The sequence below is a fragment of the Sphingobacterium spiritivorum genome (assembly GCF_016724845.1).
GTDB lineage: Bacteria > Bacteroidota > Bacteroidia > Sphingobacteriales > Sphingobacteriaceae > Sphingobacterium > Sphingobacterium spiritivorum_A.
Genome location: NZ_CP068082.1, coordinates 4,322,699 through 4,338,867 on the forward strand (window position 1 = coordinate 4,322,699; position 16,169 = coordinate 4,338,867).

13 protein-coding genes are annotated in these 16,169 nt (G+C 40.2%); 5 read left to right on the forward strand and 8 right to left on the reverse strand.

Annotated elements, in window-relative coordinates:
• Positions 1-8: 8 nt before the first annotated feature.
• From I6J03_RS18330 to I6J03_RS18340, 3 genes are all read left to right on the forward strand, one after another.
• Entirely contained in the window at positions 9-1,418 is a 1,410-nt protein-coding gene (locus I6J03_RS18330) for a RagB/SusD family nutrient uptake outer membrane protein (RefSeq protein ID WP_232279603.1), read from the forward strand.
• Positions 1,419-1,435: 17 nt separating this feature from the next.
• Positions 1,436-1,903, forward strand: coding sequence for a DUF4843 domain-containing protein (locus I6J03_RS18335; RefSeq protein ID WP_003003117.1), 468 nt, complete (start codon positions 1,436-1,438; stop codon positions 1,901-1,903).
• A gap of 67 nt (positions 1,904-1,970) precedes the next feature.
• Positions 1,971-3,086: a metallophosphoesterase family protein gene (locus I6J03_RS18340; protein ID WP_003003115.1), complete on the forward strand. Its 1,116-nt coding sequence runs from the start codon at positions 1,971-1,973 to the stop codon at positions 3,084-3,086.
• 145 nt (positions 3,087-3,231) lie between these two features.
• Here the strand turns inward: I6J03_RS18340 and I6J03_RS18345 are convergent, their stop codons facing one another.
• The 5 genes from I6J03_RS18345 to I6J03_RS18365 form a co-directional block, all read right to left on the reverse strand.
• Positions 3,232-5,373, reverse strand: coding sequence for a hybrid sensor histidine kinase/response regulator (locus I6J03_RS18345; RefSeq protein ID WP_003003111.1), 2,142 nt, complete (start codon positions 5,371-5,373; stop codon positions 3,232-3,234).
• Between the two features lie 283 nt (positions 5,374-5,656).
• A complete protein-coding gene (locus tag I6J03_RS18350; protein ID WP_003003108.1) occupies positions 5,657-7,678 on the reverse strand; it encodes a BCCT family transporter in 2,022 nt (673 codons plus the stop codon).
• 286 nt (positions 7,679-7,964) lie between these two features.
• On the reverse strand, positions 7,965-8,657 hold the full coding sequence (locus I6J03_RS18355; RefSeq protein ID WP_003003104.1) for an alpha/beta hydrolase: 693 nt from the start codon (positions 8,655-8,657) through the stop codon (positions 7,965-7,967).
• 212 nt (positions 8,658-8,869) lie between these two features.
• Positions 8,870-9,763 carry a dihydrodipicolinate synthase family protein gene (locus I6J03_RS18360; RefSeq protein ID WP_039989706.1) on the reverse strand — a complete coding sequence of 298 codons (894 nt, stop codon included), beginning with the start codon at positions 9,761-9,763 and terminating at the stop codon, positions 8,870-8,872.
• Between the two features lie 73 nt (positions 9,764-9,836).
• Positions 9,837-10,298 carry a cupin domain-containing protein gene (locus I6J03_RS18365; protein WP_232279602.1) on the reverse strand — a complete coding sequence of 154 codons (462 nt, stop codon included), beginning with the start codon at positions 10,296-10,298 and terminating at the stop codon, positions 9,837-9,839.
• Between the two features lie 101 nt (positions 10,299-10,399).
• Between I6J03_RS18365 and pdxR the strand changes: the two genes are divergently transcribed.
• Positions 10,400-11,821, forward strand: coding sequence for a MocR-like pyridoxine biosynthesis transcription factor PdxR (gene pdxR / locus I6J03_RS18370; RefSeq protein WP_003003094.1), 1,422 nt, complete (start codon positions 10,400-10,402; stop codon positions 11,819-11,821).
• Between the two features lie 97 nt (positions 11,822-11,918).
• Positions 11,919-13,142 carry an exo-beta-N-acetylmuramidase NamZ family protein gene (locus I6J03_RS18375; protein ID WP_003003090.1) on the forward strand — a complete coding sequence of 408 codons (1,224 nt, stop codon included), beginning with the start codon at positions 11,919-11,921 and terminating at the stop codon, positions 13,140-13,142.
• Positions 13,143-13,599: 457 nt separating this feature from the next.
• Here the strand turns inward: I6J03_RS18375 and I6J03_RS18380 are convergent, their stop codons facing one another.
• From I6J03_RS18380 to I6J03_RS18390, 3 genes are all read right to left on the reverse strand, one after another.
• Positions 13,600-14,583, reverse strand: coding sequence for a bifunctional riboflavin kinase/FAD synthetase (locus tag I6J03_RS18380; RefSeq protein ID WP_003003087.1), 984 nt, complete (start codon positions 14,581-14,583; stop codon positions 13,600-13,602).
• Between the two features lie 75 nt (positions 14,584-14,658).
• Complete coding sequence (gene truB, locus I6J03_RS18385; RefSeq protein WP_003003084.1) at positions 14,659-15,369, reverse strand: tRNA pseudouridine(55) synthase TruB; 711 nt, start codon at positions 15,367-15,369, stop codon at positions 14,659-14,661.
• On the reverse strand, positions 15,369-16,163 hold the full coding sequence (locus I6J03_RS18390) for an undecaprenyl-diphosphate phosphatase (protein ID WP_003003080.1): 795 nt from the start codon (positions 16,161-16,163) through the stop codon (positions 15,369-15,371). Before I6J03_RS18390 ends, truB begins: the two co-directional genes overlap by 1 nt.
• Positions 16,164-16,169 lie beyond the last annotated feature (6 nt).

The following is a 16,169-nucleotide window of genomic DNA, read 5'->3' on the forward strand; positions in this document are numbered from 1 at the left end:
AAATGAAAATGAAAAAAATAACATATATAATACTTTTGGCCACTTCAATGTGGGCGACTTCATGTGAGAAGATGCTGGAAGTGGATCCCCGCCAGTCCATAGATGCTTCTACAGCACTCACAAGCCCGGAAGCCATTACTGCAGCCACAAATGGAGTATATGCCAAATTGCGGCAAGTCAGTCTTTACGGACGTGATCTGATCGCTATACCCGAATTGCTGGCTGACAACGCCATCAATACAGGAGCAGGAAACAGATTGATCAAAGAATCGAATAATGAAATAGGTGCACATATTACTAACTGGCAGCAGTCCTATTATGCTGTCAATCAGATTAATCTGATTCTGGAAGCTTTGGAAAATATAGATCTGGAAGCAAATTTCAAAAATAATATCAAGGGGCAGAACCTGTTTCTCAGAGCGTTATTATATCACAATCTTTTACGCGTATATGCATATGATCCTACAGCTATTGTAGCTGCATCCGATAGAGGAGGAGTGCCGATAGTGCTGAAAGGAGTACTGGAGGTAGATCAGATAGAGTTTGCTTCGCGTAATACGATTGAAGAAGGGTATAAGCAAGTGTATCAGGACCTGACAGAGGCTGCTACGCTGATTGCAGAAAGCAATAACAGTAAAGCTCCTGCTTTTGCGTCACGTGGAGCAGTAGCTGCACTTTTCAGTCGTGTAGCCTTGTACAAGGGCGATTATGAGAAAGCTGTTGCCGAAGCTGATAAAGCGATGGCCAGCGGAGTAGCGACATTTCCGGCTAATGCACAGTTGATCAGCTCATGGCGCAGTGAAAAACATCCGGAGTCATTCTTTGAGGTTGCCTTTACTACAGCAGATAACCTGGGCAGCAATGAATCCCTGCGAGCCACTTTTATGACAAGGACGACTGTGACATCTAATGCTACCGCTTCTTTCGGAAATGTGGTGGTCAGTGATGATCTGTATGCGCAGTATAGTGCAAATGACACAAGAAGAGGTTTGATAATGAAAGGATTGGGTGCAAATGCCACCCGTAATGAAATGACCAAATTTGCCAGCAAAAACGGTGTGGCTAATCTGGACAATGTACCTGTAATCCGCTATGCAGAAGTGCTGTTGAATAAAGCTGAAGCTCTGGCTAATCTGGGTAAGGACAGTGATGCAAGAACCGCTCTCAATCGGATACGTACCCGTGCAAATCTTGCTGAAGTATCTTTGTCAGGCACAGCATTAATGGAGGAGATTATTCTGCAAAGACGACTGGAGCTGGCTTTTGAGGGACATCGATTCTTTGATATTAAAAGACGCGGAAAAGACATCATCAAAGATGCCGGAAATGTAATGTTTAATGATTTCAGAATACTGGGGAGACTTCCTATACGCGAAATTGAGATCAACCCTAATCTTATTCAGAATCCTGGCTACTAATTATTAAATATAAAAACATGAAAACATATATAGGTTTATTGGCAGTGTTGATCAGTGTATTGTTCACCTCATGCTTTAAAGATCATGAAGAAGATTTTTACCTTCCTGATTTCAGGATTGAGTTTCAGGATGCGGTAATGAATACCAATAGTCCCGGACTATCTTATCCTATCCTGAAGGAACTGCGAAATAAAGCAGGTGTTCAGAAATATCAGGTCAACTTAATTGGCGGATTAAAGGATACTGATCAGACAGTAAAGATCCGGATCAGACCGGAAAGTACAGCAAAAGCGGATCAGCATTACAGACTTCCGAAAGGCAGCGAACTTGTTATCCCTGCAAATAGTGCTTTCGGATATTTTGAAGTGGAAATCCCCGAGCTGACCAATACTGCAGCTGTCAGTCTGGTCTTTGATCTGGAATCAAATGACCAGCTTAAGGTAAGTGCAAATTACAGCACTTTGGGACTTACTATTCGTAAATAAATAATTACCTTTAAACGATCAACGCCCTCTTTATTATTCAAAGAGGGCGTTTTTAATAGAAGATACTATGTTAAGCAAAAGGATAAGAAGAAATATACTGACATTAGCCCTTGCCTGTACAGCATTAATTGGCTACAGTCAGGAAAAAAATGCCGGACTCCGGGAAGAACCACATCTGTTTTTTGAAAATAATACAACCACTATCAAATGGGTGGATAATGGTGTATACCATCATGTCAGTTCCTCTGACAAAAAAGACTTTGATAAGCAGGTAAAACTGTTCTCTCAAAAACTCGATATAGATCTCAAGGAAGCGTTACAGCAAAAGGAGAGGGCCACTCGTGAAGAATCTGCTTTTTTAGAACAATATAACGATATTGAACATTTTGCGGCTATCAGTGATTTGCACGGCCAGCATGATTTATTCGTTCGTTTACTGCAGCAACATCATATTATAGACAAAAAAGGAAACTGGACCTATGGAGACGGTCATCTCGTGATTGTAGGAGATATTATGGATAGAGGAGATAAAGTCACTGAAAGTCTGTGGTTGTTAGTGAAGCTGGAAAAACAGGCTTTGTCAAAAGGTGGTCGTGTGCATTATGTGATCGGCAATCATGAACTCATGGTATTCGATAACGATCTCCGCTATATCAATCAGAAGTATAAAGATGTAGCCTCTCTTTTTGGAATGGGATATGATCAGTTTTTTAGTAAAGATAGCTTTTTTGGCAGATGGCTGAAGCAAAAGCCGGTAATCATTGGTATTAATAATATACTCTTTACACATGGAGGGATCTCTCCGGAATTTGTAGAGAAAGGGCTGACAGCAGCCCGTACAAATAAGCTGTTTGCAGATAGTATCTTTACAAGGTCTAAAACCGTATACAGACAAAATAAAGAACTGGAGTTTCTGACACGTTCTAAAGGTCCGCTGTGGTACAGAGGATATTTTACCGATTCTACTTTTAATGCACAGACGCTGGATTTTATCCTGCACGGATTGAAAAAAGACCATATAATTGTCGGTCATACTTCGCATCCGACTATTGTAAATCTGTACGATAACAGGATATTTGGCGTCGATTCAAGTATAAAAAACGGTAAGAACGGAGAAATACTGCTGTATGAAAAAGGTATATTTTATCGCGGACTATTAAACGGACAAAAAGAAAAATTCTAACAGAGCGTATTATAACCAATCAAAGAAAGGTAGTCTCCAAAAATGATGCTGTCATACTGAAACCTTGCTGCCCTCAGGCATTTGGTTCTGTATGACAGCATTTTCTATTTAATAGCAGATATTCTTATTCTGATGTCAATACACGTTAGCCATTCATACCTTTGAGTAGCGTACTAACCAATTCATCTTCACGCAAAGGTTTGCTCAGAACTCCGTCAAATGTGTAGATATTATGGCTTCTGTGATCATCTTCCAGCAGCATATTTTCGGAAGTGAAGGCAAATACCTTAATATGTTCCGACGTTTTACTTTCTTTAATACTGTTCAGAATATCCCATCCGCTCATTTCAGGCATCAATAAATCAGTGATCACAATATCTACCGGATGTTGTTGGACGAACCGTAATCCTTCAGCTCCGTTCTCAAACGTATGGACATTCTTCTTGTCTTTAAAGAACTGCTTCAGATACAGAATATTAATACGGCTATCGTCAATCAATACAATGTTGAGACTTTCAGGAAGATCATTAACAGTATAAGGACCCGAATTCTTTTGTAGCAGCAATTCCTTTTCATACGGAATTTTCAGGCTGAATGTCGTTCCGGTACCCAGTGTACTCTCAAAAGAGATGTCTCCGTTTAGTTGTTCGGTCAGCAATTTGGAAATATACAATCCAAGACCAAAACCTCCGACATTATTCTCAGAATCGGTCATATAATATTTACGGAACACAAAATTCTTGTTTTTATCTGCTATACCTATTCCCGAATCCGCAACTTCAATGTGTAATGTTTGTTTGTTGCCGGATTTGCGTATGCGAGCCTGCAATCTTACATCCCCTTTTTTTGTGTATTTGATAGCATTAGTAATCAGATTAGACGTAATCTGCTTGATTCTGAATGCATTGCTGTATATTTTTAGTTTCGGATCAATGTCGATTACATTAGTAAAGGCCAGACCTTTCGTCTGCGCCTGATAACTGTGCAGACTTACCAGATCGTGTAACATTTCATAAGGCGAGAAGTAGTCATATTTGATGTTGAGTGAACCTACTTCCAGTTTGCTGAGACTCAGAATATCGTTGATAGTACTGTTTATCAATGTTATCTCATAATTGGCTGATTCGATCAGCTCATGATTGACCTTATTACTTTCCGTGTTTTTATTCATAAGATCGATCACACCCAGCAGAGAGTTAATCGGAGCCCGTATTTCATGGCTTATACTAGCCAGGACACTTGTTTTCTCTTCAGCGATTTTGGCCACATATTCTTTTTCCTGATAAAGCCTCTTTTCATAAGAAACTACCTTAAACTGATAATAGATAATGAAAATAATCATAAACAGCATAATGCATAGGGCTATTATGAGTTGGGTACCGAAGTGCTGCGCATTTTTTTGATATTGAGCAAAGTTCATCGCTTCAGCATTGCGATTGGCAGCCAGTTCTATATCCCTGAGACGGTTTATACCGGTCTTCAGTTTGCTCAGAAGAGTATGGTTAGATTGTATCAGTTCCCTTTCCTTTTGCCGGAGTTTGCTGAATACCATCCGCAGATTATTCATATTGCTGCTGTATATTTTGTCATTTTGGAGGATAGTATTTTGAACGTGCTGTTGTATCAATCCTATTTTATTGATATTGAACTTCTGATCTACGGTATTCGAAACAATCGTATCATTTTTAGTGTTGAATATTCGTTTAAACAGGCTCTCTTTTTTCTTGACAACTGTATCTTGCGTGACCAGATTCCTGACCGTATCCTGTAGCGTATTGCTGATAAAGGTATCTGCAATGGTAAGTGTTGGTCTGGTTCTGTAATCTTCTTTCGGATTTTTTAATAACTCAAGGGAGTCTTTTGCAAAGAAAACCAGCTGATCAACATCTCTTTTGAGACTTGCAAATTCCATGGCTACAACGCCTTTCTCTTTTACATTTGTAATGCTTTTCTGTAGCGGATTGTTTTCGATAGGAAGGGTAGACAGGGAATCGACAACAAACTTGATGGTATCCAGTTTGTTTTTGTATAACTGATAAGTTTCTGCTTTAAAATCTACAGTGTAAAGCCGAAACAGATTATCCGCCTCACTAAAAGTTGAAAATAAACCGTAGAGTGCAGAAGACTGTGTATTGCCGGATGCATATGCTGCATTAAGCTTGGCTTCTATACGTCTGTACTGTCCATATTGATAGATAAATATGGCACTTAGAAATATAAAAGAGAGTATGATACTGACGATGAGTACCATACGTAAATAGAAGGCATTTTTTTTGGCGTTAGTCACAGTTGATGATTATTTAAAGACAAAAGTACGTAATAGCATTTTATAATTACTAATAAGAATACCGGATAAAAATATAGTTGATTTTATTTCCTTTTTTAGTTGAGACCTAAAGGAAAAATCTGATGAACTAAATACATATTACATTACATAAGAATGTAGGAATCGGGCAAATTCATTTAAATTAAAGCAAACTTAAATATATAACGTTACGGTAAGTTAAAATGCTACAATCAATCTTTAAATGTTATGGAGCCTTCTGGTTTTGAAGAGGAATGAAATAATATTAATCTGTATCTTTCAGATTACTTCCGATGAAAATTTCATTTTTTTCATCGGAAGATAACGATAAAAACCGTTCATATTGTTTCAGTACATCACTGATAATTTCATTCCTGGTAAAATATTGAATATCGTATCCTATTCTGTTGTCTCCAAAATAAGTCATGGGTATATGTGTTTTTTTATCCTGAATTTCAGGGGCATTTTCCTCTTGCATAAGGAAATCCGATATTGTCTTTGTCTGATTCTTTACACCATATCTGAAGTTGTTCATAGCATCATGCTTAATTTCTATTTCTACTGTGACGGGTGTATGCTCATGAAAATTGACATGTGCCAGAATATCTTTTTCTTTGAATTCTTTTGCAAGTTCCTCAAATGCCGATTTCACTGTTGTGCGCAGGTACTCATCAATAGTCTTACGGTCTTTATAAGAAATAATCCTGTCCAGACGTTCTTTCCAGTATTCTCCTGACCAGCTGTTGGTCGAGTGCGAATACGAACGTGAATAATAGTTGACATCAATGACCAGTCCTTTCAACAGGCTGTAACAGAATAAAAGCATAATAATGGAGAAAGGAAGTGCTGTAATCAGGGTCATCGTTTGCAGAGACTCCAGACCGCCTGCATTAAGCAGTACAAGCGCAAGTATACCAAGCAGTGCACCCCAGAAAATAAGTTGCCATTTTGGAGACTTCACAGCATTATTAGACGAAATATTGTTCATCACATAGATACCTGAATCGGCAGATGTAACGAAAAATATAAAGATAATAAACAGCGTAAGTATACTCGTTACAATTTCAAATGGAAAGTATCCGAGAAATTTGAACAGCAATACATCGGCATTACTCACCAACGCACTTAATGCGCCGTTTGCTTCATGCTGATCGATCCATATCGCACTGTTCCCAAAGATCGTCATCCAGAGAAAGTTGAAGAAAGTGGGTAATACCAGTACCGCTCCTATAAACTCACGGATCGTTCTTCCTTTAGATATTTTCGCAATAAAAAGACCTACATATGGTGACCAGGAAATCCACCAGGCCCAGTAAAGAATTGTCCAGTTAAAAAACCACTGCTGATGCTGAGGTTCATAAGCATGTGTGTTGAATGTCAGGCTGAAAAATGAATTGATATAATACCCCAGACCTTCTGAAAAAGTACCTAACAGAAAGGTCGTAGGACCAAAGATCAGCACGAAAAGCATAAGCAGCACAGCACTGATAATATTTAGCTGACTCAAAAATTTAACGCCTTTGTTGACTCCTGATGTAGCGGACAGAATCGATATCGTCATAATCACAACAACGATAATAATCTGATACATAAAGTTGACCTCTGGAATAACTCCTATATTGACCAGTCCGGCACAGAGCTGCACCACGCCAAACCCTAATGTGGTGGTAATACCGAAAAAAGTACTGCAGAGTGCAAACATATCGATAACATCACCTGCACGACCTTGTATTTTATCCTTGAGGATAGGGTAGAAGCAGCTTCGCAGAGATAAGGGAAGTTTGTAACGATAGGTAAAGTAAGCAAGGGATAATCCGACTACGGCATAAATCGCCCATGCATGAATACCCCAATGGAAAAAAGTATACAATTGAGCATCCTTAGCCCGTTGAATCGGGTCAGTGCCTAATACATTGGTGTCCGAATAATGTGACATGGGCTCTGCAACACTGAAGTACATCAGACCAATACCCATTCCGGCTGCAAAAAGCATAGAGATCCAGGAGAAAAAAGAAAATTCGGGTTTGGAATCATTGGATCCCAATTTGACATTCCCATACTTACTGAAAACCAGAAAAAGCAGAAAGAGAACAAAGATGGTAACGACAAGAACGTAGACCCAATTGAGGTTTTCAAACAGAAAAGTTTTAACCAGAGTAAGGTAATAATCTGCTGAAGAAGGGAAGATGCTGGAGACTAAAGTGATGCCCAGAATAAAGAACAAACTGGGAAAAACAATACCTGAAACAAAAGTGCTTTTACGCTTTAAGATTTTTATAAAACTCATTAAAGTTAGAGATTTTGTGATGTGAAAAAATAAAATTTGGGTCTGCAAAGGTACTAAAAATTAATTTTACCCACTTTTGAAGGCTTTTTGAAGTGTTTATGTCTTTGGTTTACAGCTGAATAGAGAGGCGCGTTTTGCATGAACCGAAAAATGCTCAAAAGTTGCTGATAAACTCATCATTCACAGGGGATAAAGCAGATTATAAAGTATAAATGGTTCCTTCAAAAAAGAACCATTTATACCCTGCTATCGTGTGTCAGAACTGATCTTTACAGTGTATTTATTTTCAGAAGGAGGAAGCCGCCTTAATAATTAGATTGCTCACTTCTTCTGCCTTGGAAGCAAGTGATGCATGACTTGCGTCAAGATGTATAATTTCTCGCGGACGGATCCGGTCTGCCATTTCCTGTTGCGTTAGCGGAGGAATCATATGATCTGCATCTGATACCTGATACCAGCTCGGTTTTGTACGCCATGCGGGTTCAGCTGCTGGCTCTTCAAAACAGGTCGCATGAATAGGTCGCTGCGCAAGAGACAGCACTAAAGCCTGATCTTCGTCCAGATCGGCACAAAAGTGAGCCCGATATTCATCATATTTGATCCATAAAAAACCTTTGCTGTCCGGATAGATACTTGCCGCACCTGCAGGTGCTTCATGTCTTGAAAAAATACGGGACAGGCTTTCTCCTGCATCCGGAGCAAATGCAGCAATATATACCAAACCGATTACTTTCTGATTATTTCCGGCTCCGGAAATTACAGATCCGCCATAGGAGTGACCTACAAGCAAGACTTTGCCTTCCTGCGCATTAATAAGATCGGTTGTACGTTCGATATCTTGGGTCAGAGAGGTCAAGGGGTTCTGCGCGCTTCTTACTTGATAACCGGCTTTTACTAAACGAGGGATAACATGTTGCCAGTGAGAACCATCTCCCCATGCGCCATGTACTAAGATAATTGTGAGATCTTTCTTTTCCATTTTTGAAATTTTAGTTTACAATTTTAGTATTCAATGTGTTACGGATCAACAGATTAAAGTGCGTATTGTTTGGCGGTAATTATATTTTTTTAATGATAAAATTAGCTGCCTCAACAAGCTGTTAAGTGATTCCGCTGTTATGCTGACCTATAAGTGTTCAACTAATTCTCCTGCCTGTATTAAGAAAGATCTTTTTTATACAATGCCCTTTATTAGTCTGTTTTATTGATTGTTTTGAACAGGATAATACGCAGCGTAGCTATTTCTTTTTCACTAAGCGGCTGTAACGGATTTCTAAGATACCCAGCATCTATACCCATAAGATGAAGTCCGGCCTTTATCGTGCGGGGAAGACCTTTTTCGACAATAAATTTAAGAAGTTCAGCCTGTTGATAGTATAAGCGTTGCGCTTCAGGCAGATTATTCTGACACACAGCCTCGTAAAGCGCTTTGGTCAGATCAGGAATCAGATTGGATGCTGCTGTACACCATCCGGTCGCTCCTGCAGTAAAGGCAGCCAAAGCCAAAGGGTTGGAGCCATTGTAAAAAGCGACATCCTTGCCAAAAGTCTGGTAAAGCTGATGCATACGTTGTACATCGCCCGTACTTTCTTTGATCATCGTTACATTAGGGATCTGCAAAAGTCTTATCAACAGGGAAGGAGACATATCTATTCCGCCTGTCGCCGGATTGTTATAGGCCATCACCGGAATACTTATAGCATCAGCTACCGTTTTGTAATGTCTGAATATTTCGTCTTCGGTTAGCTTCCAGTAGCTCATCGGAATAATCATTACCGCATCTGCACCTGCTTTTTCTGCAAATCTTGCGTGATGTACCGTTCTTTCTGTAGTCAGATTAGAAACACCAGCCAGCACAGGAATACGGCCTGCCACCTGTTCTACTGTAGCGAGGGTGATAGCTTCCTTTTCGGCATCCGTCAGATAAGGCAATACGCCCGTGCTGCCTAATGGTGCGATCGCATGAGAACCTGTGACGACCAGACGCTCGACTAATAATTTGAATAAACGGAGATCAACTTTTTCGTGTTGATCAAAGGGTGTAATAGGGTATGATACTATACCTTTAAATAGATTGTGATTCATATGCATTATTGGATTAAAGAGAGAAATAGCCCTCCGCAGAGGGCATTAATAAATAAGACAAAGAGAGTCGTTGTCAGAGATCGCGACCTTCTTCTTCCCGGAGTGCTACTCCAAGATTCTGAAGCTGAGGCGCATTTTCACAGGCAATGTATTTAGCCGGTTCGGTATCGCTCAGATTCTGATGTCTGTGCCATGCCCATGAGGGAATGTAGACAGCATCTCCGGCTTTCCATTCAACACGTTCATCTTCCACTTCTGTATATCCGGATCCTTCCAATACATACAGTACTGTCTCATAGGTATGACGATGTCTGTTCGTCAGTTGCCCCGGCAATAAGCCTCCGATAGTCATACTTACATTTTTGCTGGGCAGATCTACAAAAAATACCGGATGTTTGCGTTCAGCAGAAAACTGATTGTGTACGCCTGCATTTTCTACATTCTGATGAATCAGCTTTGCCGGTTTGATATAAGCCGGACGGGCAAAGGTTTGGTGAAAGTCCTTTGAACTGAATTGTTTTTCTTCTGTTTTCATATTGAACATATTAAGTTGGTTTTTTGCATTATTGCATTTCAAAATTATAGTATATTTGGACTGTCTTACTGGTTCAGTTTTTACATAATTTAATAGTCCAGATGATTCGTCCTTGGAATTTAGAAATGCAGTTGGATTTTCAGGCAGAGAAGTCTGTTTATCTGCAGATTGCTGATGCGATCATAGAAGCGATCCGTAGCGGAAGGCTCAAAAAAGGAGAAGCCTTGCCGGGTACAAGATCTTTGTCAGAACATATAGGTGTAAATCGTAATACGGTCGTGGAAGCTGTGAACGTGCTTCAAAATGAAGGATGGATCATCACAAAGGAACGTGCCGGTACCTTTGTGGCAGAAGAGCATCCGGTTCGTCTGCATAATACGCCAGACTTGGCAGCTCCAGTGAAAGCAAATGCTGTACCGGATCGTATCTATACAATCTGCTTTGATGACGGATACCCGGACAGCCGGGTTGCTCCGGTCAAAGAGCTGGCCAGAGCTTACCGTCAGATCTTTAATCAAAAAGCCAGATGGCAGATGATGGGTTATACAAATGCACTTGGTGACGAAGCATTCAGAGCTGCAATAGCACGAATGCTGAACCATCACAGGGGCATGAAGATCGATATACCCCATATATGCATTACCAGAGGAAGTCAGATGGCCTTATACCTGGCTGCGCAGAGTCTGATACAAAAGGGAGATTATGTGTTGGTCGAAGATCCCGGCTACCATCCTGCATGGGAGGCTTTTGAACATGCAGGCGCCAGACTATTGCCTGTACGGGTGGACCAGGAAGGATTGATCATAAGCGATATTATCCGGCATTTGCACAGTGGTAAATCTATAAAAGCGATCTACACAACTCCCCATCATCAGTATCCAACCACAGTTACACTCAGCCTGTCAAGGCGGGTAGAGCTTATACGGCTGTCCAATCAGTATGGATTTACAATTATAGAGGATGATTATGACAACGAATTTCACTTTGGCCGTCGGCCTATTCTTCCTTTATCCAGTTATAATGAAATTCAGAATTATATCTACATCGGTACAATGAGTAAAGTAGTCGCACCGGCATTACGCATAGGATATCTGGTAAGTGAAGCCTCTTATATTCAAAAAATCGGAGCTCTACGCAAAATCATAGATGTACAGGGAGATAATATTATGGAACAGGCTGTTCTACAGCTTATAGAGGACGGAACGATTAAGAAGCATCTTAAAAAAATGACTCTCTATTACCGGAATAAAAGAGATACCTGTATCAGCTTGCTGGACCAGTATATGAAAGATAGAGCCGACTATGATTTGCCGGACGGAGGGCTTGCATTCTGGGTAGTTCCCAGACAGCAGCAGCTTGTCAGAGATCTGGAAGCAAAGCTGAAGGAAAAAGGGATCCGGATATCTGGTCCGGAGAAATATAATCTTGGACAGGATACACAGGGATTACGTTTGAGCTATGGCGCACTGTCTGAGACACAACTGGAAGAGGGTATCAGGACGATAGCAGACTTGTTGCAGTAGTAGAGGTGAAGCATTGATATCATGTTTGTTACATAAGGAATGCGGATGTTTAATTTCGTATTTTAGAAGATCTATTTACCAAACTAAAACCTTTACCATGAAACGAATCCCAGTTTTTTTGAGTGTAATATGCTTATTCCTACTGTGCAAATCAGAGGTTGATGCTCAGCAGAAATTAGTGTATAGCAATGACAAAATTAAGACCGGTGCTGAACAAACGGACAAATATGTAGACTATTTAAAAGGAAAACGGGTGGCTATATTGGGAAACCAGTCTTCAGTCATCGGAAAAACACATTTAGTAGACAGTCTGCTGGCGCTGAAAATAAATATTGTCAAAATATTTGGTCCCGAACACGGTTTCAGAGGCAATGCCAGTAACGGGACTGAAGTATCGGATGAAGTGGATGCGAAGACAGGCATACGTATTATATCCCTGTACGGCGACCGGAGGAAACCCGCGGCGAAAGATCTGGCAGATGTAGATCTGTTTATTTTTGATGTACAGGATATGGGCGTACGCTTCTATACCAATATCAATACATTAAGAGATATTATGGAAGCATGTGCAGATAACGGCAAAGAATTAATGATTCTGGATCGTCCGAATCCAAATGCTTATCTGATTGACGGCCCTATTCTGGATATGAAGCACAAATCAGGAATAGCACAATTTCCGGTGCCAATAGCACACGGCATGACTATAGCTGAGTTTGCACAGATGATCAACGGAGAGAAATGGATGAAGGCAAAAACGACCTGTAAGCTAAAGATCATTCCTGTCTCTAACTATAACCACAGTATGCTGTATAAGCTCCCTGTCAATCCGTCACCTAACCTGAATACAGAAGAGAGTATATTATTATATCCAAGTACCTGTCTTTTTGAAGGAACCAAGCTTAACCATGGAAGAGGCACTGATTATCCTTTTACTGTTATAGGGAGTCCGGTATATAAAGGCATCTATTCATTTTCATTTACCCCGGTGAGCAAGAAGGGAATGAGTGAATCTCCTTTATTTATGAACCAAGTATGTTATGGTCTTGACCTGCGCAAGGTGGATCTGGCTAAACTGGTTGCGAGTAAAAAACTTAATCTGGATTGGATGAAAGAACTTTATCGTAAATCTCCTGAAAAATCAGCGTTTTTTGACCGAAGCTTTTCGACACAGATCGGAAGTATTGAAACACTTGCCGGAGTAAGTGACTTTCGTAAACAAATTGAATCCGGAGCTAGCGATCAGGAAATTCGCAAAAGCTGGGAACCGGGACTGACCAATTATAAAAAGATGCGTAAAAAATATGTGATTTATAAGGACTAAATTGTTGTTAACCTTACTGAAAACGGCCTGAGTTCTTATGAGCTCAGGCCGTTTTTAGTAAGGATTGTCTTTACTCCGAATATTCTGGAAATACGGTGCTAGTAGGATTGCTAGGGGGCAGCCAGCGTTTATTGATATCTCTTCCAATATTAGAAGGAGTGCCAGAGGGTTTGGTTAACCTGCGTCTGTTGGCATCCCCGCCAACAGAAAACTTTATAAATTCCTTGAAAACAGGTTCTTATTTGAAATTCAAGGCAGAAACGAATGTCAGTTTTTACGGGGTGATTGAAAAGGTTTGGTTAATAGATGTATATTAACAAATTAAGTTTAACTCGCGTCTATTGGCAAATTAAGTTTAACCTGCGTCTGTTGGCGTCTTCGCCAATAGCATAAAAAACAAAAGAGGCAGTATTCTTGGTTATTATACTGCCTCTCTCTTGTTATTTATGATATACGGTTATTTCTGCTCCGCAAAATAAGCTATGATATACTTTTTATCTGCCTGGATCTGTTCTTTCATAATTTCAATAGTTTCAAATCTTTCATCGTGTCTTACAAAATGAAGGAATTTTACTTTTAATGTTTTTCCGTAGATGTCTTCATTGAAGTCGAACAAAGAAACCTCAATATTTCGGGTCATACCATCCACAGTAGGACGGGTACCGATGTATCCCATTCCTTTAGCTTTTCGGAAAGGAACTTTCTCAGTATACCGGCCTGTCAGCACTTCTTCTATTTTGTCGAATATTTCAACCTCTACAGCATAGATTCCATAAGCCGGAATCAGCTTGTGCTTTTCATGCACGTGCAGGTTGGCTGTCGGAAATCCTATGGTACGACCGATCTGGTCTCCACGTATCACTGTTCCTGTCAATTCGAAGGGGTAACCCAGATACTGATTAGCAGTATCGATATTCCCCTTGATCAGAGATTCACGAATCCGTGTTGAAGATACAGCTACATCATTAATATCCTGTTCAGGAATCTGTTCTACTGTATAATCGAAGATTTCTGCGAAGTGCTCCAGATCCACTAGCGATCCTTTGCGGTCTTTACCGAAATGGTGATCGTATCCGATCACTATTTTTTTTGTTCCCAGTTTTCCTATCAATACATTGCTGATGTATTCTTCAGGAGTCTGATTGGAGAAGTCGCGGGTAAAGGGAGTGAGGATCAGATGATCTATACCGGCATTCGCCAGATGACATACCTTTTCTTCAATATCATTGATCAGTCTGAGGCTGTCATCATCCGGGTTGATAATCAGACGGGGGTGTGGAAAGAAAGTTAACAGGACTGTCTCTCCGTTTATTTTCTTTGCAGATTCTTTCAGATGACTCAAAATCTTTTGATGACCTATATGTACGCCGTCAAATGTTCCAATGGTCACTACAGCACAATCCAAAGGTTCAAAGTCGTCTAAATTTCTGTATATTTTCATTAGTTATTAAACTTGTGATGCCGCAAAATTAGAAACTATTCTTGGGTAAAGCTGCAATCAATTGTTTGTTTTCCGTTAAATTTTTTGTGATTTTATCACTTCAATCAGGTTTTCGAGATTCCAGGCGTTATCTACGTGGTAATTACCACTTTTAGTGCGACGGAGTTCACTCAAATGAGAGCCATTGTTTAGTAATTTTCCAAAATCATTAGCTATAGAGCGTATGTAAGTTCCTTTCGAACATGAAATCCGAAAATGTACATGAGGAAGCTCTATTTTTTCGATGGCAAAACTATTAATAGTCACTTTGCGGGATTTCAACTCCACCTCTTCGCCACGACGAGCCTTTTCATAAACCCGTTCGCCGTTGATTTTAATCGCAGAATGTGCAGGCGGAAACTGGCTGATCTCACCTTCAAACGAACGCGCTGTATCAAAGATCATTTCTTCTGTGATACCACTGATGTCAAAACGCTGGTCGATCTCTGTTTCCAGGTCATAGGATGGGGTAGTGGCACCTAAGGTGATGATACCGGTATATTCTTTATCTTCAGCCTGGAAAGAGTCAATCTGTTTGGTCATCTTTCCCGTACACACGATCAGGAGACCCGTTGCCAGCGGATCGAGAGTCCCGGCATGTCCGACTTTTAATTTGAGGGGCTTGATTGTATTTCGGATCTTTCCCACCACATCAAAACTCGTCCAGGTCAGAGGTTTGTCAATCAATAACATTTGCCCTTCAGCAAAATGGAAAGTTTGGGAATTCTCAGTAATAGGGTCTTGCATTAGATGATTTGTAGGCTGTGACCTGTCAATAACATGATAATGATAATCATGCCGATAATAATTCTGTACCAACCGAAAGCTTTAAAACCGTATTTAGTCAGAATTCCGATAAACGATTTAATCGCAATAATCGCCACAATAAAACCAACAACGTTACCAATAATGAGAAGATTGATCTCTTCTCCTGTAAATGTATTACCTTCTTTAAAGAATTTCAACAGTTTAACGGCCGATGCGCCAAACATCATTGGTAAAGCCAGAAAGAAAGAAAATTCTGCTGCTGCTTTGCGGGTTAATTTTTGTGTCATACCTCCTACAATAGTACTTGCAGAGCGTGAAGTGCCGGGTATTAAGGCCAGACATTGGTAAAGTCCAATCTTGAATGCCTGTGCATACGATATCTCATCCGAATCATCTGTAGTCGGTTTATTGAACCATTTGTCGACAAACAATAAGATAATACCACCGATAACCAGCATTACTGCAACCATCAAGGGACTTTCTAACCACTGATCAATATAATCATTCAGCAACAGCCCCAGTATAGATGCCGGAATAGCAGCTACTACAAGTTTGTAATAGAAGGTCAGGGATTTGAAAAAGCGCTTGTAATATAAAACCAGTACAGATAGAATGGTTCCCAGTTGAATAACGATAGTGAAAAGTTTGACAAACGGTGTCGGCTCAATGCCCATCAATGCCGTTGCAATAATCATGTGCCCGGTTGAGGAAACGGGCAAAAATTCGGTCAGGCCTTCGATAATGGCCAGGACGATTACTTCAATTAAATTCATGCCTGT

Coding starts and splice junctions, on each gene's coding strand:
- truB (WP_003003084.1), bottom strand. CDS start 15,369: ATGCAAGACCCTATTACTGAGAATTCCCAAACTTTCCATTTTGCTGAA.
- I6J03_RS18350 (WP_003003108.1), bottom strand. CDS start 7,678: ATGAGTTTTATAAAAATCTTAAAGCGTAAAAGCACTTTTGTTTCAGGT.
- I6J03_RS18335 (WP_003003117.1), top strand. CDS start 1,436: ATGAAAACATATATAGGTTTATTGGCAGTGTTGATCAGTGTATTGTTC.
- I6J03_RS18340 (WP_003003115.1), top strand. CDS start 1,971: ATGTTAAGCAAAAGGATAAGAAGAAATATACTGACATTAGCCCTTGCC.
- I6J03_RS18390 (WP_003003080.1), bottom strand. CDS start 16,163: ATGAATTTAATTGAAGTAATCGTCCTGGCCATTATCGAAGGCCTGACC.
- I6J03_RS18375 (WP_003003090.1), top strand. CDS start 11,919: ATGAAACGAATCCCAGTTTTTTTGAGTGTAATATGCTTATTCCTACTG.
- I6J03_RS18360 (WP_039989706.1), bottom strand. CDS start 9,763: ATGAATCACAATCTATTTAAAGGTATAGTATCATACCCTATTACACCC.
- pdxR (WP_003003094.1), top strand. CDS start 10,400: ATGATTCGTCCTTGGAATTTAGAAATGCAGTTGGATTTTCAGGCAGAG.
- I6J03_RS18330 (WP_232279603.1), top strand. CDS start 9: ATGAAAAAAATAACATATATAATACTTTTGGCCACTTCAATGTGGGCG.
- I6J03_RS18380 (WP_003003087.1), bottom strand. CDS start 14,583: ATGAAAATATACAGAAATTTAGACGACTTTGAACCTTTGGATTGTGCT.
- I6J03_RS18365 (WP_232279602.1), bottom strand. CDS start 10,298: ATGAAAACAGAAGAAAAACAATTCAGTTCAAAGGACTTTCACCAAACC.
- I6J03_RS18355 (WP_003003104.1), bottom strand. CDS start 8,657: ATGGAAAAGAAAGATCTCACAATTATCTTAGTACATGGCGCATGGGGA.